The sequence below is a fragment of the Azorhizobium oxalatiphilum genome, from assembly GCF_014635325.1.
GTDB lineage: Bacteria > Pseudomonadota > Alphaproteobacteria > Rhizobiales > Xanthobacteraceae > Azorhizobium > Azorhizobium oxalatiphilum.
Genome location: NZ_BMCT01000005.1, coordinates 41,907 through 67,127 on the forward strand (window position 1 = coordinate 41,907; position 25,221 = coordinate 67,127).

The window sequence follows — 25,221 nt, forward strand, 5'->3', positions numbered from 1 at the left end:
GTTACCTCTACTTGACTGCGCCGGCGGTCATGCCGCGGATGAGCTTTTCGGAGAAGAAGGCGTAGGCGATGATCACCGGGATGACTGAGATCATCACGCCGGCCGCGATCATGCCGATGTCCTGGAAATGGTCGCCCATGAAGGCGCGGATGCCGATAGGCAGGGTGCGCTTCTCGGGATCGCTGATCAGCACCACGGCGAACAGGAACTCGTTCCAGAGCTGGATGAAGTTCAGGATCAGCGTGGTGGCGATGGCCGGCATGCCGATGGGCAGCACGATGCGGCGGAAGATCTCGATATCGCCATAGCCGTCCATCTTCGCGGCGTCGAACAGATCCTGCGGGATGCGGGCGAAGAAGCCCTCCAGCAGGTAGACGGTGAGCGGTAGCTGGAGGGAAATGTAGACCAGCGTGAGGCCGGTGAGGCTGTTGTAGAGATTGTAGTCCACCAGGATCTGGTAGAGCGAGATCAGCGTGATCTGCGGCGGGAAGATGATGGACGAGAACAGGATGCCGTAAATGATGCGGTTGCCCCGGAAGCGATAGCGCGCCAGCGCATGGGCGGCCGCAGCCCCCACCAGCGTCACCACAGCCACGGCGGTGACGACGACGATGGCGGAGTTCCAGAAATAGGTGTCGAACGCCGAATCCACCCAGGCGACGCGGAACTGCTCCCAGCGGAACGGGCTCGGCCAGGCGTAGTGGTCGGCCGAGATCTCGCCGGTGTTGCGCACCGACATGGTGGCGAGCCACAGGAAGGGCCCGAGCGTGTAGACGGTGTAGGCGCCGATCACCAGCGCCAGCGCGCCGCGTCCAAACAGGCGGGGCAGGGGCTTGAAGGGCTTGATGCCGTGCGGCTGGGCGTTCTGATAGGTCACGGTCAGTACTCCAGCCGGTCTTTCGACTTGAAGATCTTGTTGAGCAGGATGACAGCGGCACAGACCACGCCGAACCACACCGCCGCGATGGCGGACGGGTAGCCGAGGTCGAACGTGTTCCAGTTGAACGCGCGCTTGTAGACGTAGGTGGAGACCGTCTCCGTCGCCCATAGCGGCCCGCCGCCGGTCATGATCCAGACCAGATCGAACACCTTCATCTTGCCGATGAACGCCAGCACGTAGAGGTTCAGCAGCGTGGGTTTGAGCATCGGCACGATCATGTAGCGGAGCTTCGCGCCCCAGCCGCAATTGTCGAGTTCCGATGCCTCCAGCACCTCGCGGGGCAGGGAGTGGATGGCGGCGAGGCACACCACCATGTTGAAGCCGGCCCATTTCCAGGCGTGGGTGACGATGACCGCCGCAAGCGCCGTGTTGGGATCGCCCAGCCAGGAGCGGGCGAGATCGCCAAGGCCCATGGCGCGGAGCAGTTCGTTCACCACGCCCCAGTCGTAATTATAGATCCACATCCAGAGGATCGCGACGACCACATAGGAGAGCAGAACCGGCGTGAACCACGCGATGCGCAGGAAGCGCGCGAACGGCACGCCGGCGTAGAGCGCGAGGGCCAGAAGGAGGCCGGTCGCCACATCGAGGATGGGCGCGACGAAGGCCCAGATGAAGGTGTTGCGCACCGCCACCCAGAAGGTCTCGTCCTGCCAGAGCGCCACATAGTTGGCGAAGCCGACGGGGATGCGCTCCATGCCCTCGATGGTGAAGAAGCTGTCATAGATGGTGCGGAAGGCGGGATAGGCCGTCAGCCCGAAATAGATCGCCAGCGCCGGGACAAGGAAGACCAGCAGGACCGGAAAGCTGGCCCGGCGCGGGTCGGAGAAGCGCCGGGTCCGCGGCGCGCGGGATGCGCGCGCCGGGGCCTCGACGTCGGTGCCGGCGTGCTTCGCCATGTCCGACATCACCGCTTCACTTCTTCAGGCAGGCCGCGTCCATCTTGTCGGCGGCATCCGCGACGCTGATGAGACCGGCGGGGAAGGCGTTGTTCATGACCTGGGTGAAGGTCTCCGCGCACTTGGCCCGGTAGTGGAACAGGGGGGTGCCGAAGAAGTACTTCACGTCGGCGTTGCGCGCGGTGAGTTCCTTGAAATAGGCCTCATGCGGCGACTTGATCTTGGCCGGATCGGACTTCAGGCCGGTCTGCAGCGAGACCTGCTCCATCCATTTGGTGCCGTTCTCCACATTGGCCATGGATTTCAGCAGCGCGCCCGCGCAATCCTTGTTCTTGCTCTTGGAATAGAGGACGAAGCTGCCCGCCACCGCCAGCGTCTTGCAGTTCGGGCAGTCGCCCTTGTCCATGGCCGGGAACTGCATGATGCCGAGCGGAAAATCCTTCGGCATGCCGCCGCTCTCCGGCGCGGCGAAGGCGCGGCCGGTGAACCAGCTCGGGTCCGGGAAAGTGAGGGCGCCCGGCTTCTGGTAGAAGTAATAATGGGACTCGCCCAGCTTCAGGGTGGCGAAGCTCTTGGGGTATGCGCCGGCGTCCACCAGTTCCTTCACCCAGCCCATCACCTCGGCCACGCGCGGATCCTTGTAGGACAGTTCGCCGGCCAGCAGCTTGCCGTAGTCATCCGTGCCGAGCCGGCGCAGCAGCGCTTCATAGGTCAGCAGCGCGCCGGGGAAGGGGCGGTCGCCCACGCCCTGAGAGATGGGGGTGATGCCGGCGGCGACACCCTTCTTCACCAGATCGGTGAACTGCGCCTGCGTGAGCTGCGCGGAGGCGGGCACGTCGATGCCGACCTTCTTCACCTGATCCTTGTTGTAATAGAGCTCGACCGTATAGGCCTCGACCGGGACGCCATAGACCTTGCCCTTGGAGGTCCAGGCGGGCTTCGCCCAATCCTCCAGGCCGGCGAGGTCGATATAGCTGTCCAGCGGCTCAAGAAAGCCGCCGGCGAGGAATTCCGGCTGGTCCGGCTCCATGTAGAAGATGTCCGGCGCCTGCCCGGTGCGCACGGCGGACTTGGCCTGCGTGTAGATGTCCGCCTTGGGAATGAAGTTCAGCTTCACCGAGCACTGCTTGTTGGCGGCCTCGAACTCCTGCACGCGGGCCGTGACCCAATCCTTCTTGGCCGGCTCGTCGGGCCAGTTGGACCACATGGTGATCTGCGTCTGTGCATGCGCAGAGCCCGCCATGGCAGCCAGGAAAACGGCTGCCTTCAGACATGCCTTCACACTCATCTGCGTCCCCTCCGGATGGGTCGTCATGGTTCTTATGTTGTTGGCGGCAGCTAGGCCCATATCCCGAATATTGTCAATAACAACATCGGATTTTGCCTTGAATCAGCACGTTGCAGTGCGATATCGCTATGCATTATTGACAATAATGCAGATTGCTCGATAGCTCTGGCCTCGGATAGGTGATCGCTCGGAGGGCGAAATGGGCAAAGGGTTGCGCAAGGGCCTGACAAGCTATGGGGATGCGGGCTTCTCGCTGTTCCTGCGAAAGGCCTTCATCAAGGCCATGGGCTATTCGGACGACGCGCTGGACCGGCCCATCGTCGGCATCACCAACACCTACAGCGACTACAACCCCTGCCACGGAAATGCGCCGGCGCTCATCGAGGCGGCCAAGCGCGGGGTGATGCTGGCGGGCGCCATGCCCATGGTGTTTCCCACCATCTCCATCCACGAGAGTTTTGCCCACCCCACCTCCATGTTCCTGCGCAATCTCATGGCCATGGACACGGAGGAGATGATCCGCGCCCAGCCCATGGACGCGGTGATCATCATTGGCGGCTGTGACAAGACCCTGCCGGCGCAGATCATGGCGGCGGCCAGCGTCGATCTGCCGGCCATCGTCATTCCCGTTGGCCCCATGGTGGTGGGCCATCACAAGGGCGAGGTGCTCGGCGCCTGCACCGATTGCCGCCGTCTCTGGAGCGCCCATCGGGCGGGCGAGATCGATGCGGAGGAGATCGAGGTGGTCAACGGCCGCCTCGCACCCTCTGTGGGCACCTGCATGGTCATGGGCACCGCCTCCACCATGGCCTGCATCACCGAGACCATGGGCCTCTCCTTGCCCATGAGCGCGACCATTCCCGCCCCCCATGCCGAGCGTTTCCGCCTTGCCGAGGCCAGCGGCAGGCGGGCGGCGGAGATGGCGGTGAGCGGCGGCCCGAAGCCCAGTGAACTCATGACTCCGGCCGCCTTCCGCAATGCGCAGGTGGTGATGCAGGCCATCGGCGGCTCCACCAACGGCCTGATCCACCTCACCGCCATGGCCAACCGCGCCGGGGTCGAGATCGATCTTGAGGCGTTCGATGCCATCGGGCGAGAGGTGCCGGTGTTGATCGATCTGAAGCCCTCCGGCGACCATTACATGGAGCACTTCCACCACGCCGGCGGCGTGCCGAAGCTGCTGCGCGAGCTGGGCGACCTTATCGACACCTCGGCGCTGACCGTGGGAGGCGGAACCTTGCGCGATGTGGTCGCGGGCGCCGAGGAGGTTCCGGGCCAGACGGTGATCCGCACGCCCGCCGATCCCATAAAGCCCATCGGCGCCATGGCCGTGCTGCGCGGCAACCTCGCGCCGCGTGGGGCGCTCATCAAGCATTCAGCCGCCACCCCGCGCCTGCTGACCCATACGGGGCGCGCGGTGGTGTTCGACTCCACCGCCGACATGGCTGCCCGCATCGACGATCCGGATCTGGACGTCACGGCGGACGATATCCTGGTGCTGCGCAACGCGGGTCCCAAGGGGGCACCCGGCATGCCGGAGGCCGGCTATCTGCCGATCCCCAAGAAGCTCGGCCGGCAGGGGGTGAAGGACCTTGTCCGCATTTCCGATGCGCGCATGAGCGGCACTGCGTTCGGCACCATCGTGCTGCACATCACGCCGGAATCGGCCGATGGCGGCCCGCTCGCGCTTGTGCGTAGCGGCGATATGATCCGGCTGGATGTGCCCGCGCGCAGCATCGAGCTGCTGGTCGATGAGGCGGAACTCGCCATCCGCGCTGCCGCTTTGCCGCCGGTCGAGCGCCCCGACTGGGCCGAACGCGGCTATGCGCGGTTGTTCTATGATAGCGTGACGCAAGCCGACGAAGGCTGCGACTTCGATTTCATGATGCGGCCGAAGGTCTGACTGGAGCTTTCCCATGTGGCAGCCTGCCGAGCGCTATCCAGACCCGGCTATCGAGAGTCTCGATGCTTCCTTCGAGCGCTATCGCCTGTTCAATGCCGCTGTGGAGCGGCTGTACACCGGCTGCCGCTGGAGCGAGGGGCCGGTCTGGTTCGGAGATGCACGCCATCTGCTGTGGAGCGACATCCCCAATAACCGCATGCTCAAATGGGATGAGGAGACGGGGCAGGTGGCTCCGTATCGCGCGCCGTCCGGCTATGCCAACGGCAACACGCGGGACCGTCAGGGTCGCCTCATCACGTGCGAGCATGGCGGACGGCGGGTGGTCCGCACCGAGGCGGACGGCAGCCTCACCGTGCTGGCAGAGAGCATCGACGGTCGCCGTTTGAACTCGCCCAACGATGTGGTGGTGAAATCGGACGGCTCCATCTGGTTCACCGATCCCCTCTTTGGCATCTCCGGCTATTATGAAGGTGCGCGGGCAGAGCCTGAACTGCCGCAGAACGTCTATCGGATCGCACCGGACGGCGGCGTGCCGGAGGTGGTCGCCGAAGGCATCAGCGGGCCGAACGGTCTGTGCTTCTCTTCCGACGAGCGCATCCTCTACATCGTCGAATCGCGCGGCACGCCGTACCGGAAGATCCTGGCCTGCGATGTCGGCGCCGACGGAGGCCTGAGCAATCGGCGGCTGTTCGTGGACGCCGGTCCTGATGGTACGCCCGATGGCATCCGCTGTGACGTGGACGGCAATCTGTGGTGCGGCTGGGGCATGGGCAGCGAGGCGCTGGACGGGGTGATGGTCTTCAATCCGGAGGGGCGCCCCATCGGCCGCATCCGCCTGCCGGAGCGCTGCGCCAACCTCTGCTTCGGAGGCAAGGCCCGCAATCGCTTGTTCATGGCGGCGAGCCGCTCTCTCTATGCGCTCTATGTGAACACGCAGGGGGCTGTGGGCGGTTGATTGCCCCTCTGTTCCGCTCCCGAATGGGCGCGGATCAGGGTTCACATCGACCAGATGTCGCTGCGGGAAGTCTTGCGGACGTAGTCCACCAGATGGTCGGTGAACACGCGGATCTTCGCGGGCAGCCGTTCGCGGTTCTGGTAGGCGATGTTCATCGTCAGCATGGGCAATTGCCAGTCCAGCATGATGGGGACGAGACGCCCGGCATCGATATCGCTCTGTACGATGTAGAGGGGCTGGATGAGGATGCCGAGGCCGGCGAGGGCGGCCTCACGGATCACCTGTCCGTCATTGCAATCCAGCGCAGCCGTGATGCGCACCGTGCGCTCCGCTTCGCCCTTGGTCAGGCGCAGCGAGAAGGGATCCTGTGCGAGATTGTAGACCAGCATGTCGTGGTGGCTGAGATCAGCCGGCTCGCGCGGGTGTCCGCGTTCCTCCAGATAGGCGGGAGAGGCGGCGAGGACCCGTCGCATGCGCCCGAGACGCCGCACGATGATGTTGGTGTCCGGCTCATGTAGGCGCGTGCGAATGGCGACGTCGATGCCCGCCTCGATGAAGTCCAGATACCTGTTCGCGACCGCGATGTGGACGTTGAGCTTGGGATAGAGCTTCCGAAAATCCGGCAGCATGGGAGCCAGATAGATCGTGGCGAAGGAGAGGGAGCTTGTCACGCGCAACAGGCCCTGCGGAGCAAGCGTATGCTCATTTATCGCCTCTTCGGCTTCGGATAGCTCGGCCAGAAGAGCCCCGCTGCGCTGGTAGAATTCCTGCCCGGCCTCGGTCAGCCACAGGCGCCGCGTATTGCGTTCCACGAGACGCGCCGACAGGCGTTCTTCCAGCGCGGAGAGATGACGGCTCGCGGCCGCATTCGACATGCCGAGGGCCTCGGCGGCGCGCGACAGGCTGCGCAGCTCCGCGGTCTTCAGGAACACCTCAATCTGGCTCAGCCGATCCATTTTTCCGATCCGCGCAAAAGACCGTTCCGAAAAATCCGGTTTATTTCCGCAGTTGGCAAGCCAAAACTCTCTCCCAACGAAAAGACCAAACAGGTCGAGGGAACGCCAATGACCGGACCCATCCGCCACATCGTGATGTGGCGGGTCAGCGGAAACACGCGGGAAGAGCGTGACGCTGCCCGTCTCAAGGTGAAGACAGCATTCGAAGGGCTGAGAGGCCGGATCGACGGCATGACGCATGTGGAGGTCGGCCTCGACATGAGCGACGTCGACTATGCCTGCGACGTCGTGCTGGTCTCGGAGTTCGAGACGCCTGCCGATCTCGAAGCCTACGCCACTCATCCAGAACATTTGCGGGTTCGCCAGGAACTGGCCGACCTGCGGATCGCGCGGTTCCAGGTCGATTATCTGGTGGGCGCACCTGCGGACGCGGCCGTCAGCGCCGTCACCCGTCACCAAGATCAGCTTATCGCCAGCGCCTGATACGAGCGGCGCAGGCGATTGTGGCGAGCACCCGGTTGAGGGACAGCGTCATGATCAAGACTTTCACATATGAGGCCCTGCCGATCCGCGTCCGCTTCGGGAGCGGTGCCATCGCGGAGATCGGTGCCGAGCTGGAGCGGCTGGGTGCCCGGCGGGCGCTGGTCCTCACCACGCCGCAGCAGGCGGGGGAGGGGCAGCGGATCGCGGCCATGATCGGCGGCGCCTCGGCCGGCGTGTTTTCCGGCGCCACCATGCACACGCCCGTGGAGGTGACGGAGACGGCCCTTCAGGCGCTGTCGGCGGCAGCGGCGGATTGCGTTGTCTCGCTCGGCGGCGGTTCCACCACGGGCCTCGGCAAGGCGCTGGCGCTGCGCACCGGCGTGCAGCAACTGGTGATCCCGACCACCTATGCCGGGTCGGAAATGACCCCCATCCTCGGCGAGACGCAGGACGGGCGGAAGACCACCATCCGCTCGCTCGATGTGCTGCCCGAGGCCGTGATCTACGATGTGGATCTCACGCTCAGCCTGCCGCCGGGACTTTCGGCCACCTCGGGCATGAACGCCATCGCCCATGCGGTGGAAGCGCTCTACGCCCGTGACCGAAACCCGGTGATCTCGCTGATGGCGGAGGACAGCATCCGCACCCTGTCGTCGGCCCTGCCCATTCTTGTCCACGAGCCGAGGAACATGGAAGCGCGCAGCATGGCCCTGTATGGGGCCTGGCTCGCGGGATGCTGCCTCGGCACCGTAGGCATGGCGCTGCACCACAAGCTCTGCCACACGCTCGGCGGCACCTTCAATCTGCCCCATGCGGAGACGCATACGATCGTCCTGCCGCATGCGGTTGCCTACAACGCCTCCGCCGCCCCAGAGGCCATGGCGAGCATCACGCGGGCGCTGGGCGCTCCGGATGCGGCACAGGGGCTGTTCGACCTGGTCAGGGCGCTCGGCACGCCACGCGCGCTCGCTGATCTGGGGATGCCGGCTGATGGCATCGAGATGGCTGCCGATCTCGCGGTCGAGAATCCGTACTGGAATCCCCGTCCGGTCACGCGGGATGCCATCCGCGACCTGATCGGCCGCGCCCATGCGGGTGAGCGGCCGGTGGCGGCATCCCGGGCAGAGGAGGCGGCCTGAGCCATGGATGAGCACCGGACGGCCCCCCGCATCCTCATCGCCGGCGCCACCATTCTCTCCATGGATGGCGCGGTCGGTGATCTACCGAGGGGTGACATCCTCATCGAGGACGAGCGCATCGTCGCCATCGGTCCGTCCATCGCCGCCGATGATGCGGAACGGGTGGACGCGACGGGACGCATCGCCGTGCCCGGCTTCATCAACGCACACATGCACACCTGGCAGACGGGTCTTCGCAGTCTCGCCGCGGACTGGACGCTGCTGGAGTATTTTCGCTGGGTTCACGCGGGTCTCGCCACCTGCTTCCGCCCCGAGGATGTGGGCATCGCCACGCTGGTCGGCGCGCTCGGCCAGATCGACGCCGGCACCACGACCCTTGTGGACTGGTGCCACAACAATCCGACGCCGGAACATACCGATGCGGCGGTGGAGGCCCTGACCCAGAGTGGCATCCGGGCGGCCTTCTTCCACGGCTCGCCCAAGCCCGATCCCAGGCCGGGAGAGCCGCACTTCTCGGAGGTGCCGCATCCCCGCTCAGAGGTGGAACGGCTGCGGCGCGGGCCTTTCGCCAGTGACGAGGGCCTGATGACGCTCGGCCTCGCCATCCTCGGCCCGCACTATGCCACGCTGGATGTGGCGCGTGCGGACTTCCGGCTGGCGCGGGAGTTCGGCCTCGTCGCCTCCATGCATCAGGGCGGCGGAGCCGCGAAGTCGCCGGGCGGCTGGGAGACGCTGATCGCGGAGGGGCTGGTCGGGCCGGGAATCAATGTCGTGCATGGCAACGACCTGTCCGACGCGCTTTTCTCCCAGCTGGTGGATCTCGGCGTCTCCTTCTCGGTGACACCCGAAAACGAGATGACGCAGGGCCACGGTTTTCCCGTCACGGGCCGCCTGTTGAAGCGTGGCGTGGCACCCTCGCTGGGCGTGGACCTGGAGTCCGTTCTTGCCGGCGACATGATGGGAGTCGGACGCATCGCGTTAGGCATGCAGCGCGTGCTCGACAATACGGACAGTCGCCGGGAAGCCGGCGTCATTCCGTCCACATCCACGGTGCGCGTCCGTCAGGCATTGGAATGGATCACCATCGAGGGCGCCCGGATGCTGGGCCTCGACCGACGCGTCGGCTCCCTCGCACCCGGCAAGCAGGCCGACATCACCCTCATCGACGCGCGCGCCCTGCATCTCCAGCCCGTGCACGATCCCGTCGCGACCGTGGTGATGCAGGCGGGCAGGGGAGATGTGGAGGCGGTCATGATCGCCGGCCGGTTCCGGAAGCGGAATGGCAGGCTGCTTGCCGAAGGGCTTGACGACAAGATCACCCGGCTTGCGCGTTCGGGTGCGCGCATCGTGGATGAATTAGGGCTCAAAAGAACAGCAGCATGAGGAGGCAAGGATGGCTGAAACTCAAGCGCTCGGCTGGATCGGGCTGGGCAAGATGGGACTGCCCATTTCGGCAAGGCTGGCGGCAGCCGGTCACGATGTCTTCGGCACGGATCGGGAACAGCAGCGCATCTCCGAGGCCTCCGATGCCGGCGTGAAGCCCGCCGCGACGCTGGAAGAGGCGGCGCGGCACGGGATCGTCTTCACCTCGCTTCCCGACGACAATGCGCTGCGGGCCGTGGCGCTGGATGGGCCGCTTCTTCATGTCATGCGCAAGGGCTCAATTCTGGTGGAGACGTCCACCGTGAGCCCCGGTGTGTCGGCCGAGGTCGCGCAGGCCGCCGACAGCGCCGGCATTGCCTATCTGCGGGCGCCTGTCTCCGGCAATGCGGCCATCGCGCATACCGGGAACCTCACCTGCTTCGTGTCCGGTCATCGCGCGGCGTTCGACACCTTTCTTCCCGTCGCCCAGGGTTTCACCCGTGCGCAGAAATACCTCGGCACGGCGGAGGAGGCGCGCTACGCGAAGCTGGCGGTGAACCTCATGATCGCCGTGTCCGCCGCCATGATGGGCGAAAGCGTCGTCCTGGCACGCAAGGGTAATCTGGCCTGGCAGGACATTCTGGACGTGCTCACGAACAGCGCGGTCGGCTCGCCCATGGTCCACTACAAGGCCAAGAGCCTTGAGACGCGGGATTTCAGTTCGACCTTCTCCTGCCGGCAGATGGCCAAGGATCTCGATCTCATCGTCGGCGCGGGCCACGCCACGGAGATGGCCATGCCCATTGCCTCGCTGACGCGCGAGATCTACGGCGCGCTCGTCGGTCGGGGCGAGGGTGAGGCCGATTTCATATCGACGGTGAAGCTCGCCGAATGGTCCGCCGGACTGGGCGAGCCGGACCTCGAACAGACCGGGGGGAGGCTGGCATGAGGAACTTCGATCAGTTCAGCATCACGCAGGCCGTGCTTGAGCGGATTGCGAACGCCCCCGACGCGCGGACCCGGCAGATCAGCGAGGCCCTCGTCCGCCATCTGCACGATTTCATCCGCGAGGTGCGGCCCACGCAGCAGGAGCGGGAGCAGGGCATCGCCTTTCTCACCGACACCGGTCACATGTGCACGGGGACGCGGCAGGAGTTCATCCTGCTCTCCGACACGCTTGGCGTCTCCATGCTGGTGGACGCCATCAACCACGATCATCAGAAGGCGGTGACTGAAAGCACGGTGCTCGGCCCCTTCTATGTGGAGGGCCCGCCAGAGATGGCCTGCGGCACCGATATCTCCGGCGGCCTGCCGGGTGAGCCCATGTACGCATGGGGTACAGTCACCGACCCCGACGGGCTGCCGCTTCGGGATGTCATTGTCGATGTCTGGCACTCCGACGAGGACGGCTATTACGACGTCCAGCACGAGGAGGACGGCACCGTCGCCCGTGCGCGCTTCCGCACGGACGATCAGGGGCGGTTCCATTTCTGGTCGATCAAGCCGGCAGCCTACCCGATCCCGCATGACGGACCGGTGGGCAAGATGCTGGAGGCGCAGGGGCGCCATCCCTGGCGACCGGCGCACGTCCATTTCATGATCGATGCCCCCGGTTACGAGAAGCTTGTCACCCACGTCTTCGTCGCGGGGGATGTCTATCTGGACAGTGATGCCGTGTTCGGGGTGAAGGACTCGCTCATCTGCGACTTCGCCAGCCATCCGCCCGGCACCGCCCCCGATGGCCGCACCCTCGATCGTTCCTGGTGCGAGTTCACCTACGACTTCCGCCTCGGCCCGGCATCTCGGGCGGCATCGAGAGCAGCCTAGAGCAGGGCATCGTCACGCGTGCGATCGAGAGCCCGGAAAACGGGCCGATATCGGAGGAGGAAAGCATGTCCAACCAAACGCCCATCGACGGCGTGCCCGGTGATGGCCGGTCGCTCAGCATCACCATGGCCCGGCTCGCGGCCATCGTCGGGGACCGTGCAACCTCTGCCCCGGGTGTGCGCTCCGATCATGGCCGCAGCGAAGCCTATCATGCGGCAAGTCCGCCGGACGTGGTGGTGTTCCCGGAGACGACCGCTGAGGTCCAGGCCATCGTGGCGCTGTGCCGTGAGCTCAACTTGCCAATCGTTCCCTTCGGTGCCGGCACGTCGCTGGAGGGAAATGCCGCCGCGCTCCACGGCGGGGTCTGCCTCGACATGGGACGCATGAACAAGGTGATCGAGGTGCATCCCGAGGACATGGATGTCCGCGTGCAGCCCGGCGTGACCCGCAAGCAGCTCAACGCATATCTGCGCGATACCGGCCTGTTCTTTCCCATCGATCCCGGCGCGGATGCTTCCATCGGTGGCATGACCTCCACGCGGGCCTCCGGAACCATGGCGGTGCGCTATGGCACCATGAAGGACAATGTGCTGTCGCTGGAGGTGGTGCTGCCGGATGGCCGCGCGATCCGCACGGCGCAGCGGGCAAGGAAGTCGGCGGCGGGCTACGACCTCACCCGCCTGTTCACAGGCGCCGAAGGCACGCTCGGCGTGATCACCGAGATCACGCTGAAGCTCCATCCACAGCCGGAAGCCATCTCCTCGGCGGTCTGCGCCTTTCCCGACCTTCAGGCTGCGGTGAACACGGCGATCGCCCTCATCCAGTCCGGCGTGCCGGTGGCGCGGGTCGAACTGCTGGACGCGGTCATGATGCGGGGCATGAACCTGCATTCGAAGCTGGGGCTGCCGGAGGTGCCGCACCTGTTCTTCGAGTTTCACGGCTCGCAGGCCTATGTGGGTGAACAGGCCGAGACGGCGCAGGCCATCGCCGCGGACTTCGGCGGGCAGGGCTTCCAGTGGGCGACCAGCCCGGAGGAGCGCAGCCGCCTCTGGCATGCGCGCGAGAACACGCTCTATGCCGGCCTGGCACTCAGGCCGGGCGCGAAGGCGATGATCACCGACGTCTGCGTGCCGATTTCGCGGCTGGCGGAGTGCCTCGACGCCACGTCGGCTGACATTGCCGAGAGCGGCCTCATCGCGCCGGTGGTGGGACATGTGGGCGACGGCAACTTTCATCTGCTCGTGCTCATCAAGCCCGACGATGGCGAAGAACTCCAGCGGGCCAAGGCCTTCAACGACCGGCTGATACGTCGGGCCATCGCCCTGGAAGGCACCTGCACCGGGGAACACGGGGTCGGGGTGGGCAAGATGGACTTCCTGCCCCTCGAACTCGGCGATGCGGTGGACGTCATGCGGCTCCTGAAGGAAGCTATTGATCCCGCCAGCATCATGAATCCCGGAAAAATCTTTCGCGCCCGGCCTCCCGTTGAAGGAGACGCATCATGAGAGCGGTCATGGACACGACGGCGCTCATTGAGCCTGCGCCGCCGCCGGCCCCGGATCGGGCACCCCTGCTGGAGCTTCGGGGGATCTCGAAGAACTTTCCCGGCGTGAAGGCGCTGGACGACGTGTCGTTCGGAGTGTGGCCGGGCGAGGTGCATATGCTCCTCGGTGAGAATGGAGCCGGTAAGTCCTCGCTCATGAAGGTGCTGTGCGGCGCCTATCAGGCCGATGCCGGCGACTATTTCCATAACGGTGAGAAGATCGAGATCCGCTCGCCGGCGGATGCGCGGCGGTTCGGGATCGCGGTCATCTTCCAGGAATTCTCGCTGGTTCCCTATCTGGACGTGGCGCAGAATATCTTTCTGGGCCGGGAGTTTGCCTCCGCCATTCCCGGCATCATGGACCGGCGACGGCTCTACCGCGAAGCGCAGGCCGTGCTGGACCTCATCGGCCTCGACGTGGACCCGCGCACCAAGGTCCATAGCCTTGGGGTCGCGCAGCAGCAGATGGTGGAGATCGGCAAGGCGCTGTCCCAGGATGCCCGCATTCTGGTGATGGATGAGCCCACCGCAGCACTCTCCGACCGCGAGACCGAACGCCTGTTCGAGGTGATGCGGCAGCTTCAGGCCAAGGGCGTCGCCATCGTCTACATCTCCCACCGCATGGCCGAGGTGTTTGCCCTCGGCGACCGCATCACCGTACTGCGCGACGGCAAGCTGGTCGGCAGCGCGCTGCCGGGCGAGACCTCGCCTGACGAACTGGTCCGGATGATGGTCGGGCGCAATGTGGACATGTCCTATCCAAGGCGCTTCAGCACGGCACCGGGCGAGCTGGTGCTCGATGTCCGGAATGTCTGTGCGGCCAATGGCATCCGGGACATCAGCCTGACGGTACGGTCGGGAGAGATCGTCGGGCTGTGCGGGCTCGTCGGCTCCGGTCGCACCGAGGTTGCCCGCGCCATTTTCGGCGCGGATGAGGTGACGGCCGGCGAGGTGCACCTGTTCGGCAAATCCCATTCGGGCGGCCCTGCGGCGACGACGCGGGCTGGCGTGGGCCTGATCCCCGAGAGCCGGAAGTCCGAGGGCCTCGCGCTGATCCGCACGGTCAGCGACAATCTCGCCGTGGCAGGCCTGCCAAAGCTCTTTCCGAACATGATGTTCTCGCGCGGCAAGGCGCGGCGGTCGGCTGAGGAGCTGATCAAGCGCCTGCGCATCGCCACGCCGTCACCGAACCAGAATGTCGCCCTCCTGTCCGGCGGCAACCAGCAGAAGGTGGTGATCGGGAAATGGCTGGCTGCGGGTACGCGCCTGTTCATCTTCGATGAGCCCACGCGCGGCATCGATGTGGGCGCGAAGTCGGAGATCTTCGCATTGATCGATCAACTGGTCGCGGAGGGGGCGGCGGTCCTGATGATCTCCTCCGAGCAGGCGGAGATCGTCCATGTCTGCGATCGCGCCTACGTCATGCGCGGCAAGCGCATCGTCGGGGAATTGTCCCGCGCGGAACTGTCCGAAGAGAACATCGTCCGAATGGGGATGCACGATGACTGATCACGCCCTCTCCCCCTCACGCCCGCTGCGCCTGCCTTCGGTTCCGGGCGTGGCCATCTCGCTGGTCGGGCTGGTGCTCCTGTTCGCCTTCTCAAGTCCCGGCTTCCTCTCGACCGGAAATCTGTCGAACATCCTCGTCCAGTCGGTGATCCTGCTCCTCATCGCCCTGCCGATGACCCTGATCATCATGACCGAGGGATTGGACCTGTCCATGGGGGCGGTGCTGACCCTGGCTTCGCTGGTTCTGGCGCTGATCATCGTCTCCACGCAGTCGCTGATACTGGGGCTGCTCGGCGCGCTCGCCGTGGGACTGGCGTTCGGCTTCGTCAACGGCAGCCTCGTCGCGGTGCTGGGTATTCCGCCTTTCGTGGCGACGCTCGGCACCCTCGGCGCGGCGCAGGGGCTGGCGCTCATCGTGTCGGACGGGCAGAGCGTGGTGGGCATTCCGCGTTTCGTGCGGCAGGCCTATTCCGGCACGGTCGCCGGCATCCCCACGCCGATCCTGATCGGAATCGGCTTCTACGCGCTGTTCCATGTGCTGCTCTATTATACGCGGTTCGGCACCTATATCCGCGCCCTGGGCGGCAACCGGGATGCCCTGACCCTGGCCGGCGTGCGGTGGCGCCCCATCCTGATCGCCGTCTACATGCTTGGCGGGTCGATGGCCGGCGTCGCTGCCTTGCTGATGACCGCCCGCATGAATGCCGGGCATCCCACAGCCGCCATCGGCATGGAGTTCGATGCCATCGCCGCCGTGGCGCTGGGCGGCACCTCGTTCGAGAAGGGCAATGGCTGGATCTTCGGCACGCTTCTGGGCGTGCTCACCGTGGGCGTGCTCCGGAACGGCCTGAACCTCATGGCCATTCCCTCCTCGGTGCAGGTGGCCTGCATCGGCGCTCTCGTCATCTTCGCCCTCTTCATCGACGGCATGCGGAGCCACAAGTCATGAGCATCGCCAGCAACGCCTCGGCGGGGGCTCCCCGCATTCACCTGTCGCAGGATATGCAGCAGATCATCTACCGTCTGCTGGCGGCCGGCCTGCTGTGCCTCGCCCTGAGCCTGGCGACGGACGCCTTCCTCACCTCCAACAACATCCTGAACGTGCTGCGGCAGGCCAGCCTGCTGTTCTTCCTGGCTTCGGGTCTCACGCTGGTCATCCTCACCGGCGGGCTCGACCTCTCGGTCGGGGCGAATATCGGGCTGTCTGCGTGCCTCGCCGCAACCGTCATCAAGGCGACCGGCTCGCCGATCCTGGGCACGCTGACGGGCCTTGCGACCGGCTGTGTGATCGGCATCTGCAACGGCCTCATGGTGGCCAAGCTGCGGATCCCTTCGTTCATCGCCACCTACGGCATGCTCTGGGTGCTGCATGGCATCACCTACTATTACATGGCGGGTGAGACGATTCACGGCTTCCCGCCGGGCTTCCGTCAGATCGGCTCCGGCCATTTTCTGGGCATCCCCATCCCGGTCTATCTGATGGTCGGCTTCCTCGTGGCGGGCACGGTCTTCGCCCAGCGCACGGTGTGGGGGCAGCAGATCTATGCCATCGGCGCCAATCCGGTGGCGGCGCGGCTGACGGGCATTCCGATCGATCGCCGCCTGATCCTCGTCTATGCCTTCTCCGGGGCGATGGCTGGCGTGGCCTCCATCGTCTTCCTCGCCCGCCTCAACTCGGCGGAGGGGGACATCGGCGAGGCGTTGACGCTGCCGGCTATTGCCGCCGTGCTCATTGGCGGCGCGTCGCTGTTCGGCGGGGTCGGAAGCGTGTTCGGCACCTTCATTGGAGCCTTGATCCTGACGCTCGTGCTGAATGGCATGAATCTTCTGTCGGTCAACGCCAACTGGCAGCCGCTCGTCACGGGGGTGATCGTCATCTTCGCCGTGTGGCTGGACATGTACGGCCGGCGGAAAGCGTAACGAAGCGTACCCAAGCCAAATAATAAACGCGGGAGGAAACAGGATGTCGAACTTCAAGATCCTTGCGGCGGCTCTGCCCTTCGCCGTGATGGCCACCGGCGCGATGGCGGCGGACGAGACCATCGCCGTCTTCACCAAGAACCAGACCAACCCCTATTTCCAGACGGTGCGCGTGGGGGCGGACGCGGCGGCCAAGTCCATGGGCGCCAAGGTGGTGCACTACATTCCCACCAAGCCGGACTCGATCCCCGAGCAGTTGAGCCAGATCGAGGACGTGATCGTGAAGAAGCCGAGCGCGATCGTGTTCGTGCCGGTGGACTACAAGGCGATGGTACCGGGTGTGGAGCAGATCAACGATGCCAAGATCCCGGTGGTGAATGTCACCGACCGCAGTGCCGGCGGCAAGTTCCTCGCCTTCGTCGGCGCCGACGACTACAGCCTCGGGCTCGAGACCGCGCGTTATCTGCTCAAGGAGATGGGCGGGAAGGGCAATGTGGTGATCCTGGAGGGCGTGAAGGGATCGCTCACCAATGTCGATCGCGTGCGCGGATTCAACGACGCGCTCAAGGAGTTCAAGGACGTGAAGCTGTTGGCCAGCCAGCCGGCGAATTACCAGCGGCTTCAGGGGCTTCAGGTGATGGAGAACCTGATGCAGTCCCATCCGCAGATCGACGGCATTCTGGCCGCGAATGACGCCATGGCCGTTGGCGCGATCGAGGCGCTGGACGGCGCCAACCGCAAGGCCAAGGTGGTCGGGATCAACGGCACGAAGGAAGCCGTGGATGCCATCAAGGCCAACAAGCTTCTGGCCACCGGCGACTACAACGGCTTCCTGCAGGGGTGCATCGGAACCATGGCGGCAATCCGGGCCCTGCGGAACGAGACAATCGTGACCGAAGTGGTGCTGAAGCCCACGGTCGTCAATGCCAGCAACTATCAGCCTTATGACCGGCCGTTGGAATCGCGTGCTTGCCCTTCCTGGAGCGAGGTCGAGGCGATCTCGACGAAGACGAACTGATCAGATGATTGATTGGGAGGCGGCGCGTGGTCGTCTCCCAGATTGCTCCGGGAGCGCCACATGCTGTTTGTCATTCATGCCGTCGATCACAAGGACGGCCTTGCAACCCGTCTTGCCCATTACGACGCGCACAAGGCGTTTCTGTCCGATACCTCGTCTTTCGGCGTCGCGATCGTCATGTCCGGGCCGCTGGTTGCCGACGATGGGCAGACCATGATCGGCAGCCTGTTTCTCATCGAGGCGCCGGACCGCGCCGCGATCGAGCGGTTTCATGACGCGGATCCGTTCCGCCGAGCGGGCATTTGGGAGCGGGTGACGATCACCGCATTCATCCGCCGGCAGGGGTAGGGGAGCCTGCGCGCCGGGACGCGCGATCCGGTTCCCGGCGAGCACGTTCGAAGGCCATGATCGCCACGTGGACGCAGCGATCATGGCTGGCGTGGAGTGACTGGCAGGTCTCGCTCAGCCCGCAAGAAACAGCTCTACACCTCTGGCCAGAACCTGAAGACCCAGGCGCAGATCGTCAGGCGAGGTGTCTTCCCGATAGTGGTGACTGATCCCGTCGATGGAAGGCACGAACAGCATGCTGACCGGAAGCAGTTGAGACAGGATCTGGCTGTCGTGAATGGCCCCGCTCGGCATGGACTGCCACTTGCCCGGGCAGAGTTCGCTTGCCGCTTGTCTCAGCGCCGCCTGCATCGACGGGTCGCAGGGCGACGGCGTGGTGTGGCCGATCGGCTCGATCGAGACGGTGCAACGCTCGCGTCTGTTGGCCTCCTGGCAGATCGAGCGAAGGCATCTCTCCATGGCGTCGAGAATGTTCGGATCCAGATCCCGGAACGAAAAATACAGTTCGGCGCGTCCCGGGATGATCTGCGCGGAGTTGGGTTCGAGCACGATCTTGCCGGTCGTCCATACGCTTCGAGGGCCGCAGACGCGCGGAAACTCGTTGTCTATGGCGGCAAGAATGCGCACCGCGGAGAGCCCGGCATCCCTGCGTTCCGCCATCGTGGTCCCGCCGGTGTGATCCTGCTGGCCCTCCACGATGATCTTCCATTGGCGGATGCCGACGATGCCGGTGACGACGCCGATGCGCTCACCGGCTCGCTCAAGCTGCGTGCCTTGCTCTATGTGCATTTCAAAGGCGCCCTTGTAGCGCGCCTCATCCAGTCGAAGGCGGGGAACCCCGTCGAGCCCGACCCGCTTCAGAGCATCGCGGAGGGGAGAACCGTTATGCCGGTTCCGCGCCGCGTCCATGTCCTGCTCGCTGAATTGTCCGATGAGACTGCGCGCCCCGATGAAATCGCCGAAATGGGCTTCCTCGTCGCAATAGGCGCAGACGTCGACGGACATGCCCGCACGCGCCAGCGCCAATGCCGCCACGACGCCGAGCACGCCGTCGAGCCAGCCGGCGTAATTCTGCGTTTCGAGATGGCTGCCGACCAGAACGAACGGCCCTGGCCCCTTATTCCGGCCGAATACGTTACCAATACCGTCGATCGTCGCCTCGAGGCCCACCGCCTCCATCTCGCGCGCAAGCCACCGACGGGATTCCATGTCGTCGTCGCTAAAGGTCGGTCGATGGACGCCGGTATCGTTGAATCGTCCGATCTGCCGCAGAGTGTCTAAGTCTTGCAAGAACCTTTCGACATCAATATTCATCTTGGCCGTTCCCGTTACGAGAGACTGGGATTCAATAAATCAGGCGTCTACTTTTTCGCTTTCGCGGCATCGAGCAATAGTCCGATTGCCCAGGCAGAAGCCTTGCCTGCGTCGCGGCCTTCCAACTGCCAGTGGTCCTTCATGATCTGCCAGGCGGAGGTCGTGAAAAGCAGGTGGACCACCGCCTCCAGATAGGACTTCTCCTGCCGGCTGAGGCCCTTGCTGGCGTCCTTCAAGCTTTTCCGGAAGGCTGCCTGACGGGCCTTGTTGTCTCTCAGGCGAACCTCCCGGCCTGCGACCGAAACGTTCAGGGCATGCACCGTGCCGCTGTTCCGCTCCAGTGCCTCGAACAGGTCGGGAGGCAGATCGACAAGGTCGGCTTCACAGTCAGGCCAGACCGGAACGCCCAGACGTTCATTGGTCCGCGACAGGAAGGCGTCCAGAAGCGCGTCCTTGTCCTTGAAATAGCGGAAGATGGTTCGGCGGCTTACACCGGCTTCCTTCGAGAGATCGTCGAACGAGAACGCCTCGTCCGGTTGCCGCTCGAAGATCGTCCCGACGGCCTCAAGGATGCGCTCGCGCGTCACTTTCGCCTGTTCATCGCGAAGCGACATGCGAACCGTATGTGACACTGGAGAGGCACTCATGACACTATGAGTGCCATTCCCGTCCCCGAGTGGCAAGGCGCTTAATTGAGCAGTGTTTCTCCTCGATGGCTCACAATCGCCCACAGGCACACGCACGTTTATCGTGTGCTGAACATCGATTGGGCTGCCTGCGATGGGCACCCGCTGCATCTGCGCCGGGTGGTCGAAGGGATGCCGGGGGCACGGTGTCCCCTGGCATCCCTTCCGCCTTCAGTGTGGTGCATGCGCCCGGTCGGACCTGCGCTTGCCGAAGCTGCCGAGCCGGCTTTCGCGGAGCCTCTGGAAGACCACATACAGCATCGGGATCAGGAAGATGCCGATGGCGCTCGCGCCCAGCATGCCGGCGAAGACCGATGTGCCCACGCCCCGCCGGCTGATCATGGCCGCGCCCGAGGCGAACACCAGCGGAACCAGTCCGAGGATGAAGGCAATCGACGTCATCATCACCGCCCGGAAGCGCATCTGGGCGCCGAGGATCGCGGCCTCCTCGATGGATTTTCCGGCCTCCCGCTGCTCCTTGGCGAACTCGATGATGAGGATGCCGTTCTTCGCCGCCAGCGCGATGAGCACGACCAGTCCGATCTGCGCATACAGATCCATGGACAGGCCCGCGACCACCACGCCGCCAAAGGCCGTCAGTACGCCGACGGATACCGACAGCAGCACCGGCACCGGGATGATCCAGCTCTCATAAAGGCCGACGAGGAACAGGAAGGCGAACAGGAGAGCGATGGCCAGGATCACGCCCGTCTGGCCCGAGGCCTGCCGTTCCTGATAGGCCGAGCCCGTCCATTCGAACCCGTAGTTGGAGGGTAGGGTGCTTGCGGACACCTGCTCCATCGCCTGCAAGGCCGCGCCCGAGGAGGATGTTGCCGCGGGTGCGCCGTTGATGGTGACGGAGCGGTAGTTGTTGTAGCGGGTGATCACCTGCGGGCCGAGCACCGTGCTGACATCGGCGATTGCGCGCAGCGGCACCATCTCTCCGCTGGAACTGCGGATCTGGATCTGCCACAGCGCCTCGATGTTGCTTCGGTTGCTCGCCTCGCCCTGGATATTGACCTGCCAGGTGCGGCCGAACAGGTTGAAGTCGTTCGTATACCGGCCGCCAAGCGTGGCTTGCAGGGTTGAGAAAATGTCCGACATGGACAGGCCGAGCGCCTGCGCCTTCTCACGGTCGATGTTGAGGAAGAGCGAAGGCGTGCTCGTCGTGTAGGAGGAGAAGACACGGGCAAGGTTCGGATTGCCGTTGGCGGCCGCGACCAGTCCCTGCACCGTCGCGCCGATGGCCGTCGGCGACTGACCCTCCAGCGCTTCGAGCTGATACTCGAAGCCGCCGCTGGTCGAGAGGCCGATGATGGGCGGCAGATTGAACGGCTGCACAAGAGCCGTCCGGATCTGGCTGCCCTCCTGCGCCACCTTGCGGATGAGCGCCTGCACAGAATCCTCCGCCGCACGCCGGTCGGCAAAGTCTTTCAGCTTGACGAAGGCAAAGGCAGCGTTTGATTCCGAAGCGGAGTCCAGCAACGAATAGCCGATCACCGAGAAGACGTCGCGCACCTGCGGCAGGGCTTGCAGACGTTCCTCCACCTGCCGCAGGGCCTCAGAGGTGCGTTGCAGGGAAGCCCCGTCCGGCAACTGCACAGCGACGAAGAAGGCGCCCTGATCCTCCTCCGGCAGGAAGCTCGAGGGGGTGATGCGGGCCAGTCCATAGGTGCCGGCGAAACAGGCTCCGACAGCGATCAGCGACAGGATGGACACGCGCACCAGACGGCGTACCACGGAGGTGTAGCCATGCTGTGCGGCATCGATCCCCTTGAGCACGACCGCCATGATCCCCTTTCGGGGCCCCTGATGGCGCAGGAAGATCGCGCACAGGGCCGGCGAAAGCGTCAGCGCGTTGATGGCCGAGAAGAACATGGCCGCGCTGATGGTCACGGCGAACTGCCGGAACAGCTGCCCCGACAGACCGGGCACGAAGGCGATGGGCACAAACACCGACAGCAGCACCAGTGTGATGGCGATGATCGGCGCGGTGATCTGCGACATCGCCTTCTTCGTCGCCTCGGCGGGCGTAAGGTCAGGCTCCTCCTCCATGACGCGCTCGACATTCTCCACCACCACGATGGCGTCATCGACGACGATGCCGATGGCGAGCACCATGGCGAGGAGCGACACGGTGTTGGCGGAATATCCGAGTGCCAGCAGTACCACGAAGGTGAAGATCAGGCTGACCGGCACGGCAATGGTGGGGATGAGCGTCGCCCGGAAATTCCCGAGGAAGAGGAAGACCACGAGCACCACCAGGACGAACGCCTCGGCCAGGGTGCGGAGCACCTCGTGGATCGTGTCGTTCACGAAGGTCGTGGAGTCGTGCACGACCTTGTAGGTCATGCCTTCCGGCAGGCGCTTGCCGAGCCGCTCCAGCGTGCGGTCCACCGCGGCGGCGGTCTGCACGGCGTTGGCGTCGGGCGCCAGATAGATGGCGGCGGCAACGGTCGGCTTGCCGTTCAGGCGGCTGTCCACGTCCTGGTTCTGGGCGCCGATCTCGACACGCGCGACGTCGCGCACGCGCAACACCGATCCGTCCGGATTGGCGCGGAGCACGATGTTCTCGAACTGCTCGGGCGTCTGCAGCCGCCCTTGCGTCTGCACGTTCATCTGCACCTGCTGCCCATCATCGATGGGCGGCGCGCCGATGCGGCCGGTGGCCGCCTGCACGTTCTGCGCCTCGATGGCGTCGGCGACGTCGGACGGGGTGATGTTCAGGCTGATCAGCCGCTGCACATCGAACCACACCCGCATGGAGTAGCGCAGGCGCGCGAACAGCCGGGCCTCGCCCACGCCGGGAATGCGGGACAGCTCATCGAGGACGTTGATGGTGATGTAGTTGGCGATGAACAGCGAGTCGTGCTTCTCGCTGGAGAAGCCGACGAATTGCAGGATCGCGTTGGAGCGCTTGCGGACCGTGACGCCCTGCCGCTGGATCTCCGCCGGCAGCTGTGGCAGGGCCGTCTGCACCCGGTTGTTCACATTGACAGTGTTGACGTCCGGATTGGTACCGAGCGCGAAGCTGACGGTCAGGCTGTAGCTGCCGTCATTGCTGCTGGTGGACTTCATGTACAGCGCCTTGTCGACGCCGACGATCTGGGCTTCCAGCGGCTGCGCGACGCTGGCCTCGACCACGGCGGCGGAGGCGCCGGGGAAGTTCGCCGTCACTTGTACCTGCGGCGGCACGATGTCCGGAAACTGTGCGACGGGCATGCGCGTCATGGCGATCGCGCCCGCGATGGTCATGACGATGGCGATCACGACCGCGAGGCGCGGCCGATCCACGAAGACGGACGAAATCATTTCTGGTCAGCCTTCGAAGAAACGGAAGCCACATGGTCGGCATCGGCCGGGGATACGACCTGTCCGTTGCGGATGCGCTGAAGCCCCTCGACCACCAACCGATCCCCGACGGCAAGGCCGTTCTCCACCACGACCTGTCCATTGGGACCGGAACGGCCCAGCTTGATGCTCCTGCGGCGGGCGGTTTTCTCCGCATCCACCAGGAAGACGTAGCTGCCTTCCTGGTCGGTCAGCAGCGCGCTCTGGGGAATGGTGATCCGGGAGACGGGCGTCGCCCCCTCCAGCAGCACCGTGACGAATTCCGCGTCGATCAGCTCGCGCTCGGTGCCCACCGCGTTCGCGGTGCCGCGTGCGGGATTGGCCACGACCGCGCGCAGCATGAGCGTATCGGTGTTGGAGGTCACGCTGTTGTTGAGGAAGTCGAGCTTGCCCACGTGCTCGTAGATGCGACCGTCCGGCAGCCTGACGCGAACCTGCAGGGCGCCAAATCCGCTGCCGCCGGACAGACGCCGACGGATATCCAGAGCGGCCCGGACCGGCACGGAAAAGGTCACGTACATCGGGTCCTGGCTGACCACCGTCGTCAGCGCGCCGGAGGAGGGGCTGACGACGTTGCCCTCGGTGACGGATGTGCGGCCGATCTTGCCGTCGATGGGGGAGCGGATCTCGCTATAGTCCAGATCGATCTGCGCCTGCCGGAGCTGAGCCTTGGCGGAAAGCACAACCGCCTCCTGCGCCAGCTTCGTGGCCTGCGCATTGTCGAACGAGGCCTGCGTGCCGGAGGATGTCTTCAGCAACTGCTCGGCACGCTCCAGGGTCAGAGCCGCATTGCGCAACTGCGCTTCCGCCTCCTTGACCGCCGCCTCACGCGCCTCGCGCACGGCCTGGAACGGCCCCTGTTCGAGGACATAGAGCAGATCGCCCTTCTTCACCTCGGCGCCTTCCGTAAACATGCGCTTGGTCAGAAAGGCGGTCAGGCGCGGCTGGATCTGAACCTGCTCGGTGGCCTGAACGCGGCCGAGATATTCGGTGCTCTCGGTGAAGGGGCGGCTTTCAACCCGCTGGACGCCGACGGCGGGCGGTGGGGCGTCCTGCGCCATGGCGGGCGGCAGCGATGTCCCGAAGGCAGCCGCGACAAGAAGCGAAGTCGTCATCCGGCGGATAGGCATTCAGACCCTGCGTGCAAATTCGGGGGAGAGGAAGCGCAAAACAGCCAGCCGCGCTGGATCGGGTCGGCATCGTATTTGTGCTGCGATGCAGCATACACGTTGGCCAGCGGGCGATAACGCTCGTTTCATGGCTAACAATTATGCGGCGTATTCATGAAAGTCGTGCGCTGGGGAATGCCAAGTGACTCGCTCATTCCGGATTAAATGAGTGTTTGAACATGAAGGAGCGGTGCCGTTCCGTTGCTGCCTGGCGCGACATTTGCCCCAAATGCGAACCGGCCACCGAGGTGAGGACCTCGATGGCCGGGCCTGCAAGTCCGGAGAAAGGGCGGCTTCCCGGAGCTTCGTGTGAGGAGGCCTCCCTTTGGGGGGCTTCCGGATATTGGGATTTCGCGTCCGGGCTGATGTATATGCAGCCGGTTAGCTGATTTTCAGGTCAGTATTTCTCAGTGGCAGATTGCGCACCCTCTTGCCCGTCGCCGCGAAGATCGCGTTGAGCACCGCGGGGGCGGCGACAGCGATGGTCGGTTCGCGAAGACGATAGGAGGCACTGGCCGAATTCGCGATTTAACCTAACGTGAATGGGGCGCACCGATTAGAGGGAGTCTCGAGCATGAACCTATCTCGACCATTCATGAGTATGACGGGCG

General features: G+C 64.9%; 21 protein-coding genes. 13 read left to right on the forward strand and 8 right to left on the reverse strand.

Annotated features, from left to right (window positions below):
- Positions 1-7: 7 nt before the first annotated feature.
- Genes IEW24_RS16880 through IEW24_RS16890 form a run of 3 tightly spaced genes read right to left on the reverse strand, consistent with a single transcriptional unit; the run spans position 8 to position 3,127 of the window.
- Complete coding sequence (locus IEW24_RS16880; RefSeq protein WP_244644493.1) at positions 8-877, reverse strand: carbohydrate ABC transporter permease; 870 nt, start codon at positions 875-877, stop codon at positions 8-10.
- Between the two features lie 2 nt (positions 878-879).
- Entirely contained in the window at positions 880-1,839 is a 960-nt protein-coding gene (locus IEW24_RS16885) for a carbohydrate ABC transporter permease (protein ID WP_188580759.1), read from the reverse strand.
- A gap of 16 nt (positions 1,840-1,855) precedes the next feature.
- Positions 1,856-3,127: an ABC transporter substrate-binding protein gene (locus IEW24_RS16890; protein ID WP_188580761.1), complete on the reverse strand. Its 1,272-nt coding sequence runs from the start codon at positions 3,125-3,127 to the stop codon at positions 1,856-1,858.
- Between the two features lie 199 nt (positions 3,128-3,326).
- Between IEW24_RS16890 and IEW24_RS16895 the strand changes: the two genes are divergently transcribed.
- Both IEW24_RS16895 and IEW24_RS16900 read left to right on the forward strand, forming a co-directional pair.
- Positions 3,327-5,030 (forward strand): IlvD/Edd family dehydratase, encoded by a 1,704-nt coding sequence (locus IEW24_RS16895; RefSeq protein ID WP_188580763.1) that lies wholly within the window; start codon positions 3,327-3,329, stop codon positions 5,028-5,030.
- A gap of 13 nt (positions 5,031-5,043) precedes the next feature.
- Positions 5,044-5,985, forward strand: coding sequence for an SMP-30/gluconolactonase/LRE family protein (locus IEW24_RS16900; RefSeq protein WP_188580765.1), 942 nt, complete (start codon positions 5,044-5,046; stop codon positions 5,983-5,985).
- A 41-nt stretch (positions 5,986-6,026) separates the two neighbouring features.
- On the opposite strand, the gene IEW24_RS16905 is transcribed toward IEW24_RS16900, so the two are convergent.
- Positions 6,027-6,941, reverse strand: coding sequence for a LysR family transcriptional regulator (locus IEW24_RS16905; protein ID WP_188580767.1), 915 nt, complete (start codon positions 6,939-6,941; stop codon positions 6,027-6,029).
- 108 nt (positions 6,942-7,049) lie between these two features.
- Here IEW24_RS16905 and IEW24_RS16910 point away from each other — a divergent pair, with 108 nt between their 5' ends.
- The 11 genes from IEW24_RS16910 to IEW24_RS16960 all read left to right on the forward strand — a co-directional run bounded on the left by IEW24_RS16910 (position 7,050) and on the right by IEW24_RS16960 (position 18,090).
- A complete protein-coding gene (locus tag IEW24_RS16910) occupies positions 7,050-7,424 on the forward strand; it encodes a Dabb family protein (protein WP_188580768.1) in 375 nt (124 codons plus the stop codon).
- Between the two features lie 50 nt (positions 7,425-7,474).
- Positions 7,475-8,563, forward strand: coding sequence for a maleylacetate reductase (locus IEW24_RS16915; protein WP_188580770.1), 1,089 nt, complete (start codon positions 7,475-7,477; stop codon positions 8,561-8,563).
- A 3-nt stretch (positions 8,564-8,566) separates the two neighbouring features.
- The gene (locus IEW24_RS16920; RefSeq protein ID WP_188580773.1) at positions 8,567-9,946 is read left to right on the forward strand and encodes an amidohydrolase family protein; all 1,380 of its coding nucleotides are present in this window, start codon (positions 8,567-8,569) and stop codon (positions 9,944-9,946) included.
- A 10-nt stretch (positions 9,947-9,956) separates the two neighbouring features.
- Positions 9,957-10,874, forward strand: a complete 918-nt coding sequence (locus tag IEW24_RS16925; RefSeq protein WP_188580775.1) for an NAD(P)-dependent oxidoreductase — start codon at positions 9,957-9,959, stop codon at positions 10,872-10,874.
- A complete protein-coding gene (locus IEW24_RS16930) occupies positions 10,871-11,752 on the forward strand; it encodes an intradiol ring-cleavage dioxygenase (RefSeq protein ID WP_188580777.1) in 882 nt (293 codons plus the stop codon). Before IEW24_RS16925 ends, IEW24_RS16930 begins: the two co-directional genes overlap by 4 nt.
- Positions 11,753-11,817: 65 nt before the next feature.
- Positions 11,818-13,257, forward strand: a complete 1,440-nt coding sequence (locus IEW24_RS16935; protein WP_373870082.1) for an FAD-linked oxidase C-terminal domain-containing protein — start codon at positions 11,818-11,820, stop codon at positions 13,255-13,257.
- Positions 13,258-13,265: 8 nt separating this feature from the next.
- Positions 13,266-14,804 carry a sugar ABC transporter ATP-binding protein gene (locus IEW24_RS16940; RefSeq protein ID WP_188581457.1) on the forward strand — a complete coding sequence of 513 codons (1,539 nt, stop codon included), beginning with the start codon at positions 13,266-13,268 and terminating at the stop codon, positions 14,802-14,804.
- Positions 14,797-15,753 (forward strand): ABC transporter permease, encoded by a 957-nt coding sequence (locus tag IEW24_RS16945; protein WP_188580779.1) that lies wholly within the window; start codon positions 14,797-14,799, stop codon positions 15,751-15,753. The genes IEW24_RS16940 and IEW24_RS16945 overlap by 8 nt, the downstream gene beginning before the upstream one ends.
- Positions 15,750-16,724 carry an ABC transporter permease gene (locus IEW24_RS16950; RefSeq protein ID WP_188580780.1) on the forward strand — a complete coding sequence of 325 codons (975 nt, stop codon included), beginning with the start codon at positions 15,750-15,752 and terminating at the stop codon, positions 16,722-16,724. Before IEW24_RS16945 ends, IEW24_RS16950 begins: the two co-directional genes overlap by 4 nt.
- A 43-nt stretch (positions 16,725-16,767) precedes the next feature.
- Positions 16,768-17,742, forward strand: a complete 975-nt coding sequence (locus tag IEW24_RS16955) for a sugar ABC transporter substrate-binding protein (protein WP_188580782.1) — start codon at positions 16,768-16,770, stop codon at positions 17,740-17,742.
- 60 nt (positions 17,743-17,802) lie between these two features.
- Entirely contained in the window at positions 17,803-18,090 is a 288-nt protein-coding gene (locus IEW24_RS16960) for a YciI family protein (protein ID WP_188580784.1), read from the forward strand.
- 114 nt (positions 18,091-18,204) lie between these two features.
- Here the strand turns inward: IEW24_RS16960 and IEW24_RS16965 are convergent, their stop codons facing one another.
- The 4 genes from IEW24_RS16965 to IEW24_RS16980 form a co-directional block, all read right to left on the reverse strand.
- The gene (locus IEW24_RS16965) at positions 18,205-19,404 is read right to left on the reverse strand and encodes a Zn-dependent hydrolase (RefSeq protein ID WP_188580786.1); all 1,200 of its coding nucleotides are present in this window, start codon (positions 19,402-19,404) and stop codon (positions 18,205-18,207) included.
- A 47-nt stretch (positions 19,405-19,451) separates the two neighbouring features.
- Complete coding sequence (locus IEW24_RS16970) at positions 19,452-20,018, reverse strand: TetR/AcrR family transcriptional regulator (protein WP_188580788.1); 567 nt, start codon at positions 20,016-20,018, stop codon at positions 19,452-19,454.
- 243 nt (positions 20,019-20,261) lie between these two features.
- The gene (locus IEW24_RS16975) at positions 20,262-23,402 is read right to left on the reverse strand and encodes an efflux RND transporter permease subunit (RefSeq protein ID WP_188580790.1); all 3,141 of its coding nucleotides are present in this window, start codon (positions 23,400-23,402) and stop codon (positions 20,262-20,264) included.
- Entirely contained in the window at positions 23,399-24,571 is a 1,173-nt protein-coding gene (locus IEW24_RS16980) for an efflux RND transporter periplasmic adaptor subunit (protein ID WP_188580792.1), read from the reverse strand. Before IEW24_RS16980 ends, IEW24_RS16975 begins: the two co-directional genes overlap by 4 nt.
- Between the last annotated feature and the right edge of the window lie 650 nt (positions 24,572-25,221).

Excerpts from the sequence above, each read along its gene's own strand:
- IEW24_RS16960 (WP_188580784.1), top strand. The coding sequence starts at position 17,803 with ATGCTGTTTGTCATTCATGCCGTCGATCACAAGGACGGCCTTGCAACC.
- IEW24_RS16940 (WP_188581457.1), top strand. The coding sequence starts at position 13,266 with ATGGACACGACGGCGCTCATTGAGCCTGCGCCGCCGCCGGCCCCGGAT.
- IEW24_RS16975 (WP_188580790.1), bottom strand. The coding sequence starts at position 23,402 with ATGATTTCGTCCGTCTTCGTGGATCGGCCGCGCCTCGCGGTCGTGATC.
- IEW24_RS16920 (WP_188580773.1), top strand. The coding sequence starts at position 8,567 with ATGGATGAGCACCGGACGGCCCCCCGCATCCTCATCGCCGGCGCCACC.
- IEW24_RS16950 (WP_188580780.1), top strand. The coding sequence starts at position 15,750 with ATGAGCATCGCCAGCAACGCCTCGGCGGGGGCTCCCCGCATTCACCTG.
- IEW24_RS16930 (WP_188580777.1), top strand. The coding sequence starts at position 10,871 with ATGAGGAACTTCGATCAGTTCAGCATCACGCAGGCCGTGCTTGAGCGG.
- IEW24_RS16905 (WP_188580767.1), bottom strand. The coding sequence starts at position 6,941 with ATGGATCGGCTGAGCCAGATTGAGGTGTTCCTGAAGACCGCGGAGCTG.
- IEW24_RS16890 (WP_188580761.1), bottom strand. The coding sequence starts at position 3,127 with ATGAGTGTGAAGGCATGTCTGAAGGCAGCCGTTTTCCTGGCTGCCATG.
- IEW24_RS16910 (WP_188580768.1), top strand. The coding sequence starts at position 7,050 with ATGACCGGACCCATCCGCCACATCGTGATGTGGCGGGTCAGCGGAAAC.
- IEW24_RS16915 (WP_188580770.1), top strand. The coding sequence starts at position 7,475 with ATGATCAAGACTTTCACATATGAGGCCCTGCCGATCCGCGTCCGCTTC.
- IEW24_RS16885 (WP_188580759.1), bottom strand. The coding sequence starts at position 1,839 with ATGGCGAAGCACGCCGGCACCGACGTCGAGGCCCCGGCGCGCGCATCC.
- IEW24_RS16900 (WP_188580765.1), top strand. The coding sequence starts at position 5,044 with ATGTGGCAGCCTGCCGAGCGCTATCCAGACCCGGCTATCGAGAGTCTC.
- IEW24_RS16945 (WP_188580779.1), top strand. The coding sequence starts at position 14,797 with ATGACTGATCACGCCCTCTCCCCCTCACGCCCGCTGCGCCTGCCTTCG.
- IEW24_RS16895 (WP_188580763.1), top strand. The coding sequence starts at position 3,327 with ATGGGCAAAGGGTTGCGCAAGGGCCTGACAAGCTATGGGGATGCGGGC.
- IEW24_RS16935 (WP_373870082.1), top strand. The coding sequence starts at position 11,818 with ATGTCCAACCAAACGCCCATCGACGGCGTGCCCGGTGATGGCCGGTCG.
- IEW24_RS16925 (WP_188580775.1), top strand. The coding sequence starts at position 9,957 with ATGGCTGAAACTCAAGCGCTCGGCTGGATCGGGCTGGGCAAGATGGGA.
- IEW24_RS16980 (WP_188580792.1), bottom strand. The coding sequence starts at position 24,571 with ATGCCTATCCGCCGGATGACGACTTCGCTTCTTGTCGCGGCTGCCTTC.
- IEW24_RS16965 (WP_188580786.1), bottom strand. The coding sequence starts at position 19,404 with ATGAATATTGATGTCGAAAGGTTCTTGCAAGACTTAGACACTCTGCGG.
- IEW24_RS16970 (WP_188580788.1), bottom strand. The coding sequence starts at position 20,018 with ATGTCGCTTCGCGATGAACAGGCGAAAGTGACGCGCGAGCGCATCCTT.
- IEW24_RS16955 (WP_188580782.1), top strand. The coding sequence starts at position 16,768 with ATGTCGAACTTCAAGATCCTTGCGGCGGCTCTGCCCTTCGCCGTGATG.